General features: G+C 68.5%; 19 protein-coding genes. 12 read left to right on the top strand and 7 right to left on the bottom strand.

Features of this window, described 5'->3' with window-relative positions; translation table 11 throughout:
- Window positions 1–2 precede the first annotated feature (2 nt).
- Both mshD and ABIE44_RS11460 read right to left on the bottom strand, forming a co-directional pair.
- Window positions 3–893 (bottom strand): mycothiol synthase, encoded by an 891-nt coding sequence (gene mshD / locus ABIE44_RS11455; RefSeq protein ID WP_354438019.1) that lies wholly within the window; start codon window positions 891–893, stop codon window positions 3–5.
- Window positions 890–1609 (bottom strand): winged helix-turn-helix domain-containing protein, encoded by a 720-nt coding sequence (locus ABIE44_RS11460; protein WP_209717849.1) that lies wholly within the window; start codon window positions 1607–1609, stop codon window positions 890–892. The genes mshD and ABIE44_RS11460 overlap by 4 nt, the downstream gene beginning before the upstream one ends.
- Window positions 1610–1674: 65 nt before the next feature.
- Between ABIE44_RS11460 and ABIE44_RS11465 the strand changes: the two genes are divergently transcribed.
- From ABIE44_RS11465 to ABIE44_RS11490, 6 genes are all read left to right on the top strand, one after another.
- Window positions 1675–1977: a MoaD/ThiS family protein gene (locus ABIE44_RS11465; RefSeq protein ID WP_209717846.1), complete on the top strand. Its 303-nt coding sequence runs from the start codon at window positions 1675–1677 to the stop codon at window positions 1975–1977.
- 58 nt (window positions 1978–2035) lie between these two features.
- Window positions 2036–2482: a thioredoxin family protein gene (locus ABIE44_RS11470; protein WP_209717843.1), complete on the top strand. Its 447-nt coding sequence runs from the start codon at window positions 2036–2038 to the stop codon at window positions 2480–2482.
- Window positions 2483–2596: 114 nt separating this feature from the next.
- The gene (locus ABIE44_RS11475) at window positions 2597–2839 is read left to right on the top strand and encodes a hypothetical protein (RefSeq protein ID WP_209717841.1); all 243 of its coding nucleotides are present in this window, start codon (window positions 2597–2599) and stop codon (window positions 2837–2839) included.
- Window positions 2840–3583 (top strand): SDR family NAD(P)-dependent oxidoreductase, encoded by a 744-nt coding sequence (locus tag ABIE44_RS11480; RefSeq protein ID WP_209717838.1) that lies wholly within the window; start codon window positions 2840–2842, stop codon window positions 3581–3583.
- Window positions 3583–4296 carry an FkbM family methyltransferase gene (locus ABIE44_RS11485; RefSeq protein WP_209717833.1) on the top strand — a complete coding sequence of 238 codons (714 nt, stop codon included), beginning with the start codon at window positions 3583–3585 and terminating at the stop codon, window positions 4294–4296. Before ABIE44_RS11480 ends, ABIE44_RS11485 begins: the two co-directional genes overlap by 1 nt.
- Window positions 4297–4426: 130 nt before the next feature.
- Window positions 4427–5425: a class I SAM-dependent methyltransferase gene (locus ABIE44_RS11490; RefSeq protein ID WP_209717830.1), complete on the top strand. Its 999-nt coding sequence runs from the start codon at window positions 4427–4429 to the stop codon at window positions 5423–5425.
- A gap of 182 nt (window positions 5426–5607) precedes the next feature.
- On the opposite strand, the gene ABIE44_RS11495 is transcribed toward ABIE44_RS11490, so the two are convergent.
- Genes ABIE44_RS11495 through gmd form a run of 3 tightly spaced genes read right to left on the bottom strand, consistent with a single transcriptional unit; the run spans window position 5608 to window position 8285 of the window.
- A complete protein-coding gene (locus ABIE44_RS11495) occupies window positions 5608–6411 on the bottom strand; it encodes an SGNH/GDSL hydrolase family protein (RefSeq protein WP_209717828.1) in 804 nt (267 codons plus the stop codon).
- Between the two features lie 53 nt (window positions 6412–6464).
- Window positions 6465–7271, bottom strand: coding sequence for an SGNH/GDSL hydrolase family protein (locus ABIE44_RS11500; protein WP_209717825.1), 807 nt, complete (start codon window positions 7269–7271; stop codon window positions 6465–6467).
- A gap of 39 nt (window positions 7272–7310) precedes the next feature.
- On the bottom strand, window positions 7311–8285 hold the full coding sequence (gene gmd / locus ABIE44_RS11505; RefSeq protein ID WP_354438020.1) for a GDP-mannose 4,6-dehydratase: 975 nt from the start codon (window positions 8283–8285) through the stop codon (window positions 7311–7313).
- A gap of 210 nt (window positions 8286–8495) precedes the next feature.
- Between gmd and ABIE44_RS11510 the strand changes: the two genes are divergently transcribed.
- The 6 genes from ABIE44_RS11510 (at window position 8496) to ABIE44_RS11535 (ending at window position 13580) form a co-directional block, all read left to right on the top strand.
- Window positions 8496–9473, top strand: coding sequence for an NAD-dependent epimerase/dehydratase family protein (locus ABIE44_RS11510; RefSeq protein ID WP_209717822.1), 978 nt, complete (start codon window positions 8496–8498; stop codon window positions 9471–9473).
- Window positions 9474–9482: 9 nt separating this feature from the next.
- A complete protein-coding gene (locus tag ABIE44_RS11515; RefSeq protein ID WP_209717819.1) occupies window positions 9483–10673 on the top strand; it encodes a glycosyltransferase family 4 protein in 1191 nt (396 codons plus the stop codon).
- A 289-nt stretch (window positions 10674–10962) separates the two neighbouring features.
- A complete protein-coding gene (locus ABIE44_RS11520; RefSeq protein ID WP_209717816.1) occupies window positions 10963–11472 on the top strand; it encodes a DUF4395 domain-containing protein in 510 nt (169 codons plus the stop codon).
- Window positions 11469–12317: a sulfurtransferase gene (locus ABIE44_RS11525; protein ID WP_209717813.1), complete on the top strand. Its 849-nt coding sequence runs from the start codon at window positions 11469–11471 to the stop codon at window positions 12315–12317. Before ABIE44_RS11520 ends, ABIE44_RS11525 begins: the two co-directional genes overlap by 4 nt.
- Complete coding sequence (locus ABIE44_RS11530; protein WP_209717810.1) at window positions 12317–12613, top strand: DUF1416 domain-containing protein; 297 nt, start codon at window positions 12317–12319, stop codon at window positions 12611–12613. The genes ABIE44_RS11525 and ABIE44_RS11530 overlap by 1 nt, the downstream gene beginning before the upstream one ends.
- Window positions 12614–12719: 106 nt before the next feature.
- A complete protein-coding gene (locus ABIE44_RS11535) occupies window positions 12720–13580 on the top strand; it encodes an NADase-type glycan-binding domain-containing protein (protein ID WP_209717805.1) in 861 nt (286 codons plus the stop codon).
- Here the strand turns inward: ABIE44_RS11535 and ABIE44_RS11540 are convergent.
- Window positions 13577–14509 carry a class I SAM-dependent methyltransferase gene (locus ABIE44_RS11540; protein ID WP_209717802.1) on the bottom strand — a complete coding sequence of 311 codons (933 nt, stop codon included), beginning with the start codon at window positions 14507–14509 and terminating at the stop codon, window positions 13577–13579. The genes ABIE44_RS11535 and ABIE44_RS11540 overlap by 4 nt on opposite strands.
- A 179-nt stretch (window positions 14510–14688) precedes the next feature.
- Window positions 14689–16020, bottom strand: coding sequence for an O-antigen ligase family protein (locus ABIE44_RS11545; protein WP_209717799.1), 1332 nt, complete (start codon window positions 16018–16020; stop codon window positions 14689–14691).

Raw genomic sequence — 16020 nt, forward strand, 5'->3', positions numbered from 1 at the left:
GGTCAGAGGGTGGCGCCGCGGTACTGCACCTCGGTCCGCAGCGTGGTGAACCCCTGCCGGTCGTAGACCGCGATGGCCGGGGTGTTGTCGCCGTCGACGTACAGGATGACCTCGCCGACCCCCCGGTCGGCGAGGTACCGCAGACCGACGTTCGTCAGGACGCCGCCGAGGCCGCGTCCGGCTGCCTTCGGGTTGGTCGCGACCACGTAGACCTCGCCGTACGGCGGGTCCTCGTCCACGTGCACCTTGGTCCAGTGAAAACCGAGGATGGTCTTGTCGCTCGGGTCCTCGGGGACCGCGAGGAACAGGCCCTCGGCGTCGAACCAGGCTTCGTTGACCCGCTCGCGGAAGTCCTCGGAGGTCATGTGTCCCTGCTCGGGGTGCCGGGCGAAGGCGTGCGCGTTGACCGCGAGGAACTCGGGCTCGTCGGACGGCTCGAAGGTGCGGATGACGATGCCCTCGGGAACCACGGCCTCGGCCAGCGGCAAGGAGGTCGGCCGGCTCATGATCCGCAGCTCGCGCTCGCGGGGGATGCCGAGGCGCTCGGCGATCTTCGCGGCGGCGGGGTGGTCGGAGTGCGACCACGCCTCGACCCTGGAGGTGCCGGCCAGCGCCAACCGCGCCAGCTCGAGTCCGACCCCCTGGCCGCGGGAGTCCGGGTGCACGGCGAGGTCCAGGATCTGCCCGTGCAGCAGCGCGAAACCGCCGTCACCGAGCCAGAGGGACGCGTCGCGCAAGCCCCGGTACTTCAGCTGCAGGCACGCCTGCTCGTTGAGGGTGATGACGCCGTCGGCCACGTCGCAGGCCTCGGCGATCCGCCGGACCTCGGCTGCCGGACCGGTGCCGCTGGTGCTGTCAAAGTCTGCGGGATCGATCTGGCGGATACGACTCACGGTGCTGGCACGTCCTCGAGTTCTCGGCTCTTGTCCTTGGGGGGCAGTACGAAGCGGTAGCCGACGTTGCGGACGGTCCCGATCAGCGACTCGTTCTCGGGTCCGAGCTTGGCGCGCAACCGTCGTACGTGCACGTCGACCGTACGCGTTCCCCCGAAGTAGTCGTAGCCCCAGACCTCCTGGAGCAGCTGCTCGCGGGTGAAGACGCGCCCCGGGTGCTGCACCAGGTACTTGAGGAGCTCGAACTCCTTGAAGGTCAGGTCGAGCGTGCGGCGTCCGAGCTTCGCGGTGTAGGTCGCCTCGTCGACGACGACCTCGCCCCCGCGGATGATGTGCGCCTCGGGGTCGTTCGGGTCGCGGGAGGCGTCCTGGCGGCCGAGCGCGATCCGGATCCGGGCGTCGATCTCGGCAGGGCCGGCGGTGACCAGCAGGACGTCGTCGATGCCCCAGTCGGCCGCGACGACGGCGAGGCCGCCCTCGGTGAGTACGAGCAGGACGGGCTGGTCCGAGCCGGTGGTGCGGATCAGCCGGCACAGGTCCCGCGCGTGCGCCAGGTCGCGGCGGCCGTCGATGAGGACCAGGTCGGAGTCGGGCGCCTCCAGCAGGGCGCTTCCCTCGGCGGGGAGGATCTTCACCTGGTGGGGGAGCAGGGCCAGGCCCGGGAGCACCTCGGCGGAAGGCTGCAAGGCGCTCGTCAGCAGTAGCAGGGTGCTCATGGTGAGTGCACTCCTCCCTCTGACTCAGTGTCGCTGGGATGGGCCGATACGTGAGGATATCCGTTATGGAGACCACTTCGGGACCAGTTCCGCCTGGCGTCGGTCAGATCACACTGCGGTACTGGGCTTCTGCCAAGGCTCTGGCAGGCGTGGGCGAGGAGCAGGTGGCGGTCACCGGACCGGTGACGCTGGCCTGGCTGATCGAGGACGCGGTGTCCCGCCTGGGGGCCGGTTCGCGCCTGGAGAAGGTGCTCGACACCTGCTCGGTGCTGCTCGGCGACGAGCCGGTCGGCACCCGGGACCGGGCGTCCGTGGAGGTCTCGCCGGGCCAGGCCGTCGAGTTCCTGCCGCCGTTCGCGGGAGGGTGATCCCTATGTCGAGTGATCCGGTCGGGAATGTTTCCCGCGCTGCGGCGTTGGACACTCCATGAGCACCGGCGCCTGGTTCCTTCTCGCGACCTTGGCCGTCGCGGGCGCCTTCGGGATCTTCCGAGCGCTCACCGACGGCAGGTTCACCGGGACGAAGAAGATCCGCGGGAGCGAGACGGTCGAGGCCACGGGCGAGGTCGCCTCGGTGCTGGCCGGTACGCCGTGGGAGGGCGAGCTCGGCGAGCGGTACACGCTGCTCCAGTTCTCCTCCGCCTTCTGCGCCCCGTGCCGGGCGACCAGGAGGATCCTCGAGGACGTGGCGCACATCGTCCCGGGAGTCGCCCACCTCGAGGTCGACGCGGAGCACCACCTCGACGTCGTACGACGTCTGGGCATCCTGCGCACCCCGACCACGCTGATCCTGGACGGGTCTGGATCGGAGATCACCCGGGCGACCGGCGCGCCCACCAAGCAGCAGGTCCTCGGCGCCCTCGCGCCTGCCTGACCTGTCGCCCGTCTCACACCCGACCACATTCTCCGAACGCGGCAGGTGGACCGGTCGGTTCGGCTAGTCTCACGACGACTTCCTGTACCTCTCACAGAACCGGATTGCCACGCCATGAGCACCGACCCCGCCGCCGTCGAGAAGACGATCTCCGAGTTCCTGACCCGGGTCGAGAAGATGCCGGCGAGCCTGTCACCCGAGCTCTCGCTGTACGCCGACGGCATCGGCCTGGACTCCCTGGAGACCGCCGAGCTGTCCGCGATCCTCGAGGACGAGCTCGGCTCGGACCCGTTCGCGGAGGGCGACATGCCGGAGACCGTCGGCGACATCCTCGCGTTCTACGCTGCGAGCGCCTGAGTGAGCACGGCTGAGCCGCGCGTCGTCATCGTCACGGGCGGCAGCCGGGGTCTCGGCGCCGGGATCGTCCGCTCGTACCTCGAGTCCGGGGACCTGGTCGCCACCTGCGCCCGCTCGATCACGCCCGAGGTCGAGGGCTGGATGAGCGACCCGGCCACCAAGGACCGGTTCCTGTGGATGCCGGCCGACCTGGCCAAGGCCGAGGACGCGAACGCCTTCGTCAAGGCGGTCGTCGCGCAGTGGAAGCAGATCGACGTCCTCATCAACAACGCCGGTGTCGCTCGCGACGGGATCCACTCGATGTTCTCCGACGACGACATCGACACCGTTGTCGACCTGAACATCAAGGGCACGCTGTACGTGTCCCGTGCCGTCGCCAAGCGCATGCTCGCCCGCCGCAGCGGCAGCATCGTGAACATCTCCTCCATCGTCGGGTTGTCCGGCTACCGCGGGTTGGCGACGTACAGCGCGACCAAGGCGGCTCTCGACGGTCTGACCCGGGCACTGTCCCGCGAGCTCGGCTCGCGCGGCATCGTCGTCAACGGCATCGCGCCGGGCTACCTGAAGACCGAGATGAGCCACGGTCTCGACGCCGACCAGCTCAACCAGATCGTCCGCCGCACGCCGGCCGGTCGTCTGGGAGACCCGGAGGACATCGCTCGGGTCTGCCAGTTCCTCACCGCGCCTGGCAACGGGTACCTGACCGGACAGGTGATCGTGGTCGACGGCGGACTGACCTCCTGATGTCGCTCAAGGGCAAGGTGCTCAACTCCGCCCTGATGGCGGCGTACAAGCGTGGCTTCGAGATCCGCCGGCACCCGGCGGCGCGTCGGCACAAGCTGATCACCGCGCGCGGGGTCGACCTGGTGCTCGACGTGGGTGGCGCGGACGGCGGCTTCGGACGGGCATTGCGCCAGTTCGGGTACGCCGGCCGGATCGTCTCCTTCGAGCCGCTCGCGCACTCCTACGCCGAGCTGTCCGAGGCGATCGCGGGCGATCCGCGCTGGACCGCCCGCAACCACGCGCTCGGCGACGTCGCGGGCGAGGCCCAGATCAACGTGGCGAGCAACAGCACCAGCAGCTCGTTGCTGCCGATGCAGGACTCCCACCGCGAGGCCGAGCCCAACGTCGACATCGTGCGCACCGAGACGATCCGGGTCGAGCGGCTCGACGACGTCGCGCCGGAGTTCCTCGGCACCGACGACACCGTGTACCTCAAGGTCGATACCCAGGGCTTCGAGCGCCAGGTGCTCGCCGGTGGACCGGACGTCCTCGCTCGCAGCGTCGGGCTCCAGCTCGAGCTCTCCTTCGTCTCCCTCTACGAAGGGGGCATGCTGGCGAACGAGGCGATCTCGCTGGCCTACGACGCCGGCTTCCACCTCGAGGTCATCGAGCAGGGATGGGCCTCGGCCACCGGGCAGATGCTGCAGGCGGACGGGATCTTCTTCCGCTCCTGAGGAGGGCCGACAAGTTCTCCTGGATGAAACATCCCGGACGCCGTGATCCGGTATCGTCCGTGTCGCGGGGGGACTCGGAAGAATGCCCCTCGTTGATTTCCGGCACGGGGGTGCAAGGAGCTTCACCAGCATGACTTCCTCCTCTCCTGCTCCGGCGTTGAAGCAGCGCGTCGCGCGCGTCGTACCGGCGAGCATCGTCGGCCTGCTCGACGGTTTCCTCTTCGGCATCCGAAAGCGCCGGATCCGCGCCGCGCAGTGGTTCTTCGGGCTGTTCGGCTACAACATCGTGAAGAAGGCCGACTACTACTCGGTGCTGCCGGTGCTCTCCGAGATCGAGGCCACCCGCGAGCGCTGGGAGAAGCCGAGCGCGCTGACCGGCGTCGAGATCAACGTCGCGGTCCTGGAGAAGAACCTGGCCACCCTCGCCGACAGCTGGGAAGACGAGTTCGTCAGCGTCACCGGCGACTACCTCGCCAACACCCGCAAGGGGTTCGGTCCGGGATACCCGCAGTTCGATGCGCGCACGCTCTACTACACGCTGCGGGAGAACAAGCCGAAGCGCTACCTCGAGATCGGCTCCGGTCTCTCGACGTACTACACCAGCCTGGCTGCGGAGAAGAACGCCGCCGAGGGCTCGCCGCTGAAGATCACCTGCATCGAGCCGTACCCGTTCGACGCGCTGCGGACGATCGAGGGCTTCGAGCTCGTCGAGGGCTTCGTGCAGGACGTGCCGCTGGAGCGCTTCGAGGAGCTCGAGGCGGGGGACGTGCTGTTCATCGACTCCTCGCACGCGCTGAAGATCGACAGCGACGTCGCGTTCCTCTTCATGGAGGCGCTGCCGCGGGTGAAGCCGGGCGTGATCGTGCACATCCACGACATCCACTTCCCCTACAACCACCCCTACCCGGCCGACTACTGGCTCTTCGGCGAGCGGTGGCCGGTGTACTGGCAGGAGGTCATGCTCGTCCAGGCCTTCCTGGCCTTCAACGAGTCCTTCGAGGTGCAGCTCTCCACGCCGCTGCTGCGCCACCACAACGAGGACTTCCTCATCGAGCGCTTCGCCGACTACACGCCGGTCGCCCAGGATCTGAACCCGCCGTCCTCGCTCTGGCTGCAGCGCACCAAGTAGATCGACCCCGCGGACCCCGGTGGCCCTCGGGCGGGCCGGGGTCCCGTGCTTCTCGGGACGTGCTCCGGCGCCGGGAGGCATGCGAATGTCGCCGGTGTGCCCACCGGGAGCACCACCAGCACCACTCGTGACATTTGCAGGCGCCCAGGCGTTCCCGGGCCGGTACGCCGTCCCGGCCCGCCTCAGTCGGTGGGCTGCAGCCGCGGGTACTGCTTGGCCCAGGCCCGGATCTCGTCGGCGATCTCCTCGCCGATGGCCTGGTGCACGGGGCCGGTGTAGTGGAAGCCGTCGGCGTTGGGCTCGATGCCGGGAGTCGCCCGCTCGGCGATCTCCGGGATCGGGACCAGGATGATCTCGGGGTTGTCGTAATCGGCGACCAGACGGTGCAGCATCGCGTTCATCTTCACGGTGCGGGCGCTCATGCCGGGGAACCAGTCCTGGCCGCGCTTGCCGGTGGGCAGGAACTCGAACAGCATGATCAGCGGCTCGCCGACCTTGCGGCTCTTGTCGATGTAGCTGCGCAGCTCGGTCTCGACCTTGCGGACGCGGCCGTCGAAGAACCTCGCACCGACCCGGCGGTCGAGCGCGGCTTGCAGCTTGGCGAGCGAGACCCAGAACTTCCGCAGCAGCTGCTTGCGGTAGAACGTGCGGATCCTGCCGGGGCGGGCGCGGAAGGAGTTGGCGTGCCGCTCGAGCCAACGCGGCAGGAACAGGTGGATCACCTCGTAGTAGCCGTAGCTGAGGATGATCACGTCGGGGGACCAGGCCTTGACCTGCTGCTCCCAGGTCTTGAACGCGTGCGCGGCCGGCTCGCTGGCCACCGCGGCGGTCCAGACGTCGGCGCCGTGGCCGGAAGCGAGCAGAGACTCCTCGATCACCCGGGCGAAGATGAAGTCCTCCCGCCGCTGCGGGAACTCGGAGATGTCGTGCATCAGCGAGGCGCCCTTCACCAGGACTCGGATCGGCAACGGTCGAGCGGCGGTCATCGGGAACTCACTCCAGGGATCCGAGAGACGGGCGAGGTCCCAGATTACCGGCGTCAGGAGGCCCGGTCGGGCGGAATCGGGTCGAACCGTCGGTCGATCTCGGCGGCGATCCAGTTCCCGATGCTGCGTCGCATCCGCGGTGTGTAGTGCATCCCGTCCGGCACCGGGTCCTCCGGCGGGTTCAGCGCCGCTGCGAGCTCGCCGACCGGCACGAGGACGACCCCGGGGTCGTCGAGCGTCTCGAGCATCTCGACCAGCGCCTTGTTCATCGTGTCGATGCGTGACTGCATCCCGGGGAACCAGCCGCCGGCGCGTCCGCCTGGTCCGAGGAGGGACAGCACGAAGACCAGCGGGCTGCCTGCGGCGCGGCTCCTGGTACGCCGGATCAGCAGGCTGTAGTTCTTGGCGATCCGCTGCGCGCGCCACCGGAAGACGCGGTCCGCCAGGTGGCCGTCGACGACGCGCTGCATCTGCGCCAGCACCTTCCACAGCGGTCGGACCAGGTATCCGCGGAACCGCGTGCGCACCGGCCCGGTCCGGCCGTTGTAGGTGTTCACGTAGCGCTCGAGCCAGTGCGGCAGCAGCGAGTGGATGCACTCGTAGTACGCGTAGCCGTAGACCACGACGTCCGGGCAGCCGGCCATCACCTGCGCCTCCCAGGTGTTGAACGCCTTCCGGGTCGGTTCCCCGGCGACACCACGGTTGTCGATCTCGCACGGACGGCCGCGGTCGAGCAAGCCGTTCTGGATCCACCGCGGGAAGGTGTACTCACCGGGCGCGCCGTCGCGCTCGGGCGTCATCACGACCAGCGACGACCCCTTGACGAGCACCCGGACCGGGTACGGCAGTGGTGCAGGCATTGCTAGATCCCCCGATCTGAACGGCCCGGCGTTGTCGGGCTAGCGGTCGAGCAGGCGCTCGACTTCCTTCCGGTCGGAGTCGACCATGAGCCGGGCCAGGTCCAGCGCGGTGGTCTGGGCCTTCCAACCGAGGTCGGTGAACGCGCGCGAGGAGTCCCCGATGAGGGCATCGACCTCGGAGGGCCGCTCGAACCCGTCGTTGTACTTCACGTGGTCGCGCCACTCGAGCCCGGCGTGACTGAAGGCGGCCTCGCAGAAGTCGCGCACGGTGTACCCGATGCCGGTGGCCAGCACGTAGTCGGACGGCTCGTCGGCCTGCAGCATCCGCCACATGCCCTCGACGTACTCCGGCGCGAAACCCCAGTCGCGCACGGCGTCCAGGTTGCCGAGCTCGACGTGCTCCTGGATCCCGGCCGAGATCGCGGCGACCGCCTTGGTGATCTTGCGGGTCACGAAGTTCTCGCCCCGGCGCGGGGACTCGTGGTTGAAGAGGATTCCGGAGACCGCGAACAGGCCGTACGCCTCGCGGTAGTTCACCGTCACCCAGTGCGCCTGCAGCTTCGAAGCCCCGTACGGCGAGCGCGGGTGGAACTTGGACTCCTCGTTCTGCGGCGGCGCCGTCGAGCCGAACATCTCGGAGGTGGAGGCCTGGTAGAAGCGGCAGTCCAGTCCGGCCGCCCGGATCGCCTCGAGCAGGTTGAGGGTTCCGATGGAGTTCGTCGACGCCGTGTAGTCCGGCATCTCGAAGGACACCTTGACGTGGCTCTGCGCGCCGAGGTTGTAGACCTCGTCCGGGCGGTGGTCGCGGATCAGGTTGACCAGGCCGACACCGTCGGTCAGGTCGCCGTAGTGGAGGCGCAGCGCCGGGTTCTTGTGCAGGTGGTCGATCCGGCCGCGGTTCATCGAGGACGACCGGCGGACCAGGCCGTGGACCTCGTAGCCCTTCTCGAGGAGGAGCTCGGCGAGGTAGGAGCCGTCCTGGCCCGTGATGCCCGTGATGAGTGCGCGCTTCATGATTGGCGCAGCCTATCCGTTCTCCGACGCCCTCGGACCGGCATGCCAGGGATGGCCTACGCTCCCGGTGACGCCGGGAGGTGGCGCGCTGGTCGGTTGCCGGATTCGCCTGCGCCGTACCAGCCGGCTCAGTAAGGTTGTCGCGCCGGTCCAGTCCACTCTTCTCGGGCCGGGCACCCACATCTTTTGGTGATCTCAGGAGGATCCGCTGTGAGCAAGGTTGATGTACTGGTCGCTGGTGGTGGCGGCTTCATCGGGGGACATCTCGTTGCCGATCTGCTGAGCCAGGGCCTGACGGTCCGCTCCGTCGACGTGAAGCCGATGGAGGAGTGGTACCAGGTCCACGAGGGCGTCGAGAACGTCGTCGCCGACCTGTCCAAGCTGGACAACGCCCAGGAGGCGACCGCGGGGGCCGACGAGGTCTACCTGCTCGCGGCCGACATGGGCGGCATGGGCTTCATCGAGAACAACAAGGCCCTCTGCATGCTGACCGTGCTGACCAGCACGCACCTGCTCGAGGCTGCGCGCGACCAGAACGTCCAGCGCCTCTTCTTCTCCTCCTCCGCGTGCGTGTACGCCGCCGGCAAGCAGACCGACCCCAACGTCACCGCGCTGGTCGAGGCGGACGCGTACCCGGCCATGCCGGAGGACGGCTACGGCTGGGAGAAGCTCTTCACCGAGCGGATGTGCCGCCACTTCGAGGAGGACTTCGGTCTGACCACGAGGGTGGCGCGCTACCACAACGTCTACGGCCCGAACGGCACCTGGACCGGTGGCCGCGAGAAGGCGCCTGCCGCGACCTGTCGCAAGATCGCCACCGCCGCCATCACCGGCAACCACACGATCGACATCTGGGGCGACGGCGAGCAGACGCGCTCGTTCATGTACATCGACGACTGCGTCAAGGGATCCCAGATGATCCTCAAGGGCGACAGCAACGAGCCGGTGAACCTCGGCTCGGACGAGCTCGTCACGATCAACCAGCTCGTCGACATCGTCGAGAACATCGCCGGGATCAAGTGCGAGCGGAACTACGACCTCACCGCCCCGCAGGGCGTCCGGGGCCGTAACTCCGACAACACCCTGATCAAGGAGATCTACGACTGGGCTCCGTCGATCACCCTGGCGGACGGCCTCGCGAAGACCTACGCCTGGGTCTACGACGAGGTCAAGCGCTCGCTTGGCTGAGCACAGCTGATGCGGCTCCTCATCCACGACTTCTCAGGTCACCCGTTCCAGGTGGAGCTGAGCCGTGAGCTGGCCCGGCGCGGCCACCAGGTCACCCACTCCTACTGCCCTGCCTGGGTCTCGGGGAAGGGCCGTCTGGAGGCGGAGCCCGGCGACACCCTGGTCATCGAGCCGGTGGGTCCGAGCGAGCCGATCGCGAAGGACGCCTTCGTGAAGCGGGTCGTCACCGAGTCGCTCCTCGGCTGGCAGCTGCTCCGCCAGGTCCGTCGTACGAAGGCGGACGTGGCGATGCTGTCGAACGCGCAGATCCCCACGCTGGTGGTCTTCGCGCTCGGCATGATGCTCCTGCGCAAGCCGTGGGTGCTCTGGCACCAGGACGTGTACGCCGTCGCGATCAAGGCCTTCGCCGGCGAGAAGCTCGGGCGCGGGTTCCGCCTCGTCGCGGCGCTGTTCACCATCGCCGAGCGCTGGGTGTCGCGCCGCGCTGCTGCCGTGGTGGTCATCGCCGACTCGTTCGTCGACGTCCACCGCGAGTGGGGCACCGCGCACAAGACCACGGTGATCCCCAACTGGGCACCCCTGGACGAGATCTTCCCGGTCGACCGGCACAACGCCTGGTCGGCCGAGCAGCAACTCGACGACACCCGCACCCTGCTCTACTCGGGCACGCTCGGCCTGAAGCACAACCCCGCCCTGCTCGTCGGCGTCGCCGCGGCCGTCCGCGACGCCGGCACGCCGGTGCACCTGGTCGTGGTGAACGAGGGTCCGGCCGAGGCGGTCCTGCGCGACGAGGCCGCTCGCCTCGACGTCCCGCTCACGCTGCTGCCGTTCCAGCCCTACGAGCGGCTCTCGGAAGTGCTCGGCAGTGGCGACATCCTGGTGGTCCTGCTCGAGCAGGACGCCGGCGCGTTCTCGGTGCCGTCCAAGACGTTGTCCTACCTCTGCGCCGGCAGGCCGGTGCTGGGGTTCATGCCGGCTGAGAACTTGGCCTCGCAGCTCGTCAACGACGTCGAGGGCTGCGTACTCCCGCCGAACGAGGGTTCATTGCCCGCCGCCGCGGCCTGGGCCGCCTCGGTCCTGGCCGATGACGAGGAGCTGGCCCGGTTGGGCAAGCAGTCCCGGGCGCTGGCTGAGCGCGAGTTCGCGCTCGAGGGGTGCGGGAATCGCTTCGAGGAGATCTTGGTCCGCGTAACGTCTTGAATCGTGGACTGTCGTCTCACGATGCAAGAACTCGGTTTCCGGGGCGTTGTCCGTTCCGCCTAGGCTGATGCCATGTTCTCGACCATGCTGACGAAGCGCCGTGCAGTGGACCACTGCCGCGTGCACTCGGCACTGTGTCCGTCGTTCTGACGGGACGCCCCAGCCTCTTCAGCGGCAGTCGTAGAACAGGACTGTCCGGGCCTGACCAGCCCGCCGCGATCGTTGCGCGATCGCACGGCTCCGCGTCCCGCCGCCGACCGGCCCGTCAGTCCACGTCAGGAGAAAACCCATGAGCACCACCCCGAACGAGATCGATCCGCGTGGTCCGCGGTTCACCGCGGGTGTCACCCTCGTGCTGTTCGCGGCCGTCCTGCTGACGGCCCCGAGCACCGCAGCCGTCGTGCTGCTCGCCGTCCAGACGGCGTTCTTCGCGATCGGCGCCGGCAGGGGCGTGCAGTTCACGCCCACGGCGTACGTCTTCAAGAAGCTGATCCGTCCGCGGCTCTCGGCGCCCTCGCACCTGGAGGACGCACGGCCGCCGCGGTTCGCCCAGACCGTGGGCCTGGTGTTCACGGTGGTCGCCCTCGGCGGCTTCCTGGCTGACCTCGACACCCTCGGGTTCGTCTTCTCGGCCTTCGCCCTGGCAGCAGCGTTCCTGAACTCCGTGTTCGGGTTCTGCCTCGGGTGCGAGATGTACCTCCTGATCCAGCGCCTGAGGCAGGGCGCATCCCGCAACACCCACGCATCAACCCACGACTCCACCAATGCAGCAGCGAACAAGGAAGAAGTAACCGCATGAGCCGCGAATCCGCACTCGTCACCGCCGACTGGGTGGCCGAGAACCTCGACAACCCGTCGGTCGTCCTGATCGAGGTCGACGAGGACACCACGTCCTACGACCGCAGCCACATCCGTGGCGCGATCAAGCTCGACTGGACCACCGACCTCCAGGACCAGGTCCGTCGCGACTTCGTCTCGAAGTCCCAGTTCGAGGCGCTGCTGTCCGAGAAGGGCGTCAGCAACGACCACACCGTCGTCCTGTACGGCGGCAACAACAACTGGTTCGCCGCGTACGCGTACTGGTACTTCAAGCTCTACGGCCACGAGGACGTCAAGCTGCTCGACGGCGGCCGCAAGAAGTGGGAGCTCGACGCGCGCGAGCTGACCGACGAGCCGGTCAAGCTGGAGCCGACCACCTACACCGCGAAGGACCAGGACCTCTCGATCCGCGCCTTCCGTGACGAGGCCGTGGCCGCCATCGGCGTGCACAACCTGGTCGACGTCCGCAGCCCCGACGAGTACGCCGGTCGTCTGCTGGCTCCGGCCCACCTCCCGCAGGAGCAGTCCCAGCGGGCCGGTCACGTGCCGACCTCGATCAACGTCCCGTGGAGCAAGGCGGCCAACGACGACGGCACCTTCCGCAGCGACGCCGAGCTGAAGGAGATCTACGGCGAGGCCGGTCTCGACGACAGCAAGGACACCATCGCGCTCTGCCGCATCGGTGAGCGCTCGTCGCACACCTGGTTCGTCCTCAAGGAGCTGCTGGGCCACGAGAACGTCAAGAACTACGACGGCTCCTGGACCGAGTACGGTTCCCTGGTCGGCGTTCCGATCGCCCTCGGCGACGAGCCGGGCGAAGCCTGATGTGCGGCGCGACTGCCGGCGGTCTTTCCCTCGACGGGATCGACGTGGCCAAGGAAGCGATCATCCAGGGCCAGGTGACCCGGGGTGGCGAACCTGTCGGTAGCGCCTACGTACGTCTGCTCGACAAGACCGGGGAGTTCACCGCCGAGGTCCCGACCTCGGCGACCGGGCACTTCCGGTTCTTCGCGGGTCCGGGTGACTGGACCCTGCGGACGCTCGCACCGCAGAGCGACCCGGTCGACAACACGGTGACCGCCGCCATCGGCGTCGTCTCCGAGCTCGAGATCGCGCTCTAGCAGGACCTCGGACGCCCCGCCACCCGCTCGGGTGGCGGGGCGTCCGCGTGTCCGGACCTCGCGATCCGGTCGTTGGGCCCGCCCCGGTTGGGTAGGCTCAACGGCCATGTCGGGCATCGATGATCCGGGGACGCCACCGGAGCTTCCGGAGGAGTACGCGGACACCTACCGCGATGCCTACCGGCGTGCCCTGGAGGACACCGGCACCGGCCTGCTGGACGAGGTCGCGGAGCCGGAGGAGGTCCTCGTCCCCGGTCCGACCGGAGGGTCGAGCCTGCGGTGGATCGCCGTCGCGGCGCTCGCTGTGCTGGTCCTCGTCGCGGTCGCGTACGGGATCGGGCAGCTGCTCGGGTCGAGCGTCGACGAGACTCCTGACAGCGCGTCGACGCCGTCGGTGCAGCAGTCTGCCGACGACCCTCCGGCGGACCCCGAGCCGTCCGAGAAGTCCGACGGGAATCCGGACCAGAAGTCCCAGCCGGCGGCGTGGGACGGCGAGGTGGTCCCGGTGGCACCGGAGTCGGCAGAGGCGACCTGCACCTCGGACCCCGGCGTCGACTCGTCCAACGACCCGGTCAGCTACGACGTCGCCAACACCCTCGACGACGACCCGACGACCGCCTGGCGCTGCGACGGCTCGGCGCGCAACGAGTCGATCACGTTCACCCTCCCCGCGGGGACCGAGATCGGCGAGGTCGGCCTGATCCCCGGGTATGCCAAGACCGACTCACGGAGCGGCATCGACCGGTACGCCGAGAACAACCGGATCGCCCGGGTCACCTGGACGTTCGACGACGGCACCGAGGTAACCCAGGACGTCGACCCGAACCCGGAGGATCGCGAGATCCAGTCGATCCGGGTCCCGCGCACGGCGACCGGCACGGTCACATTGACGGTCGTCAAGGTGCAGAAGGGCCCGCGCAACACGACCGCGATCAGCTCGGTCGCGTTCGCCGCAGCAGAGAGCTAACGCTTGGTGGCGTAGACGTCGAGGACGATCCGGGGGACCGGACCGTACTTGATCGCGAGGTCGACCAGCTTGCTGCTCCGCTCCGCCACGCCCGCCGGGACGCCGAGCGACTGCATGTAGAGGGCGGAGTTGAGGCTGTACCGGCCGCGCGGCCGCACCTCGAAGGTGTCGAACCCGTGCCGGTCGAGCAGTACTTTGATGCTCTTGCGGGTGTGCAGCTGCCAGTGGTGCCAGGCGACCCGGCGGTCCACGATCCGGTTGAGGCGACCGCGGGTGGCGCGCAGGGCACCGAGGGCGAGGGCGTCGGCCGCGGTCCAGTGGGGCGTCTGCAGGAACAGCGTGCCACCGGGCTTGAGCAGCTTGTTGCAGTTGTCGAGCGTCATGTCGACGTCCTCGGTGTGCACCATGACGCACCACATCGTGAGGGCGTCGTGGATCGGCTCGAGCTCGAGCTCGGAGAGGTCGCCGATCTCGACGTCGTAGCCGTAGCGGGCCTTGGCCAGTCGCGCGGCACCAGCGTGCACCTCGTTGCCCGCGACCGTGAACCCGGTGTTCTCCGCGAGCTTGAGGAAGGCGCCGTCGCCGGTCCCTACGTCGTACAGGCGGGGCTGGGCGCTTCCGTTTCCAGCGCTCAGCGCGAGCAGCCGTTTCGCCGTGTCCGTCCACGCGGCCTCCACGGTCTCGATCCGCTTCTGGTCTGCGTATCCGCTGTACTCCTCGCCGAGGTCGCGCTCCTCGGTCTCGACCTCGATGCTGTAGACGGGCGTGGAGAACTCGCGCCGCTCGGCCCAGGAGCGCAGCCCGCACGCGCGACAGCCCAGGACGCTCCGGCCTGTCTTGCGCGAAGCCGGGTAGTGCAGCAGCCGCGCCGAGCCGCAGCCCGGGCACCGCAAGATCGTGGATTCGGCCGACTGGGTGGCGGCTGCCAAGGAAGTTCTCCCTCATGTGGGCGTCACGGACGGACGCGGCCGCGTCGCAGCAGCCGGGCCCCCGTACTCCGGTCCGTCCCTCCGGACCGGTGCCCTCCGGTGTCAGTGTAGGACTGCTGTGCCGTCGGAACATCGCGTTTTGCCGCTTTTGGGCACACGCGTCGGGAGGACGTCCGAGGTCAGCGAGGTGGCTGTCTCTTGCTCTGCGTATCGTTCCCGGCGTCGAGGTCGAGATCAGGTTCCGCACCCTCGGGGCGCACTTCTGGACGCACGTTGGCTGACGAGACCAGGATGAGTGCCAGTGCTGCCCAGACGATCCGGTCGTAGAGCGTGGGCCCGATCATGCCGAACGCCGCGTACGACAGGCCGGCGTAGGCCAGTCGGTTGGGGGCGCCCGCGGTGAAGAGCGGTCGCACCAGGGCAGTCACCACCAGGACGAAACCCAGGAGGGTGATCACGCCGCCGCCGACCGCGACCTGCAGGTACGCGTTGTGGAACGCCAGGATGGTGTCGCCGCCCCAGCCGTTGCCCTGGACCGGATGCTTCCAGAACAGCGTGAAACCCTGGTCGAGCAGGAGACTTCGAGCCTGGTCCGAGTACTGCGCGCTGCTGTTGCCGCGGAGACGGTCGAGCACCGTCTCCTGGCCGATCGCGCTGAGCACCTTGTCGGCGCTGAGGACTGCGACCAACGCTCCCGACAGGATGACGTACCAAGCGATCGCCGACCGCTCGACGATCGGCCACAGGACGGTGATCAGCGCGCAGCACAGGAGGCTCGCGCGACTTCCGCTGTCGATGACCGAGTACCCGACCACACCCATCGCACCGACCACGATCCAGCGGTGCTTCGGGTCGACCCGGTAGAACAGGAAGATCAGGAGCGCGTACGCCATCTGACCACCGAGCCCGTAGAAGTTCGGCTGCGAGGTCAGGCCGACCCCGCGACCCTGCACGTGCGTGGCGCCGTACCGGACCAGGCCGTAGGCGACGCTGACGCCTTGACCCAGGACGTAGGCCCAGGCGAAGGTCTCGAGCAGCTTGTCGCCGGGGCGCAGGAGGTTGAGCAGGAAGACGAGGATCATGGTCGCCGCGATGATCTTCAGGAAGCCGACCAGGCTGTCGACGATCCCCTCGGCCAGCAGGCTCGAGACGATGCCGCCGATGAACAAGATCCCTGCTCCGATGACGTAGAGCGGCGGCAGTGCCACCCGTCCGGAGCTGAGGAGCCGCGGGATCAGGAGGCCGAATCCGGCGACCATCAGCAGGTCCGAGGCGCCGATCCCGCCGGACAGTCCGAGGGCGTTCATCGGTGCCGTGAACATCCCGAGGACGAGGAGTCCGATCCCCATCTTCTCGGGTCCCACCGCGACCAGGACGGTGAGGCCTACGGCCAGGCCCACTGCGGCGACCGACAGCAACAAGCTGTTCGTGTACACGCCGAGCACGAGCAGGGCGAACAGGACAACCAGGCCGACGACGTTGGGGACCGCCCTTTGCAGGGCTTGGATCAT

Source organism: Marmoricola sp. OAE513 (assembly GCF_040546585.1).
Taxonomy (GTDB): Bacteria; Actinomycetota; Actinomycetes; order Propionibacteriales; family Nocardioidaceae; genus Marmoricola.

Excerpts from the sequence above, each read along its gene's own strand:
- ABIE44_RS11535 (WP_209717805.1), top strand. The coding sequence starts at position 12,720 with ATGTCGGGCATCGATGATCCGGGGACGCCACCGGAGCTTCCGGAGGAG.
- ABIE44_RS11520 (WP_209717816.1), top strand. The coding sequence starts at position 10,963 with ATGAGCACCACCCCGAACGAGATCGATCCGCGTGGTCCGCGGTTCACC.
- ABIE44_RS11490 (WP_209717830.1), top strand. The coding sequence starts at position 4,427 with ATGACTTCCTCCTCTCCTGCTCCGGCGTTGAAGCAGCGCGTCGCGCGC.
- ABIE44_RS11485 (WP_209717833.1), top strand. The coding sequence starts at position 3,583 with ATGTCGCTCAAGGGCAAGGTGCTCAACTCCGCCCTGATGGCGGCGTAC.
- ABIE44_RS11500 (WP_209717825.1), bottom strand. The coding sequence starts at position 7,271 with ATGCCTGCACCACTGCCGTACCCGGTCCGGGTGCTCGTCAAGGGGTCG.
- ABIE44_RS11495 (WP_209717828.1), bottom strand. The coding sequence starts at position 6,411 with ATGACCGCCGCTCGACCGTTGCCGATCCGAGTCCTGGTGAAGGGCGCC.
- ABIE44_RS11525 (WP_209717813.1), top strand. The coding sequence starts at position 11,469 with ATGAGCCGCGAATCCGCACTCGTCACCGCCGACTGGGTGGCCGAGAAC.
- gmd (WP_354438020.1), bottom strand. The coding sequence starts at position 8,285 with ATGAAGCGCGCACTCATCACGGGCATCACGGGCCAGGACGGCTCCTAC.
- ABIE44_RS11460 (WP_209717849.1), bottom strand. The coding sequence starts at position 1,609 with ATGAGCACCCTGCTACTGCTGACGAGCGCCTTGCAGCCTTCCGCCGAG.
- ABIE44_RS11530 (WP_209717810.1), top strand. The coding sequence starts at position 12,317 with ATGTGCGGCGCGACTGCCGGCGGTCTTTCCCTCGACGGGATCGACGTG.
- ABIE44_RS11475 (WP_209717841.1), top strand. The coding sequence starts at position 2,597 with ATGAGCACCGACCCCGCCGCCGTCGAGAAGACGATCTCCGAGTTCCTG.
- ABIE44_RS11515 (WP_209717819.1), top strand. The coding sequence starts at position 9,483 with ATGCGGCTCCTCATCCACGACTTCTCAGGTCACCCGTTCCAGGTGGAG.
- ABIE44_RS11465 (WP_209717846.1), top strand. The coding sequence starts at position 1,675 with ATGGAGACCACTTCGGGACCAGTTCCGCCTGGCGTCGGTCAGATCACA.
- ABIE44_RS11545 (WP_209717799.1), bottom strand. The coding sequence starts at position 16,020 with ATGATCCAAGCCCTGCAAAGGGCGGTCCCCAACGTCGTCGGCCTGGTT.
- ABIE44_RS11470 (WP_209717843.1), top strand. The coding sequence starts at position 2,036 with ATGAGCACCGGCGCCTGGTTCCTTCTCGCGACCTTGGCCGTCGCGGGC.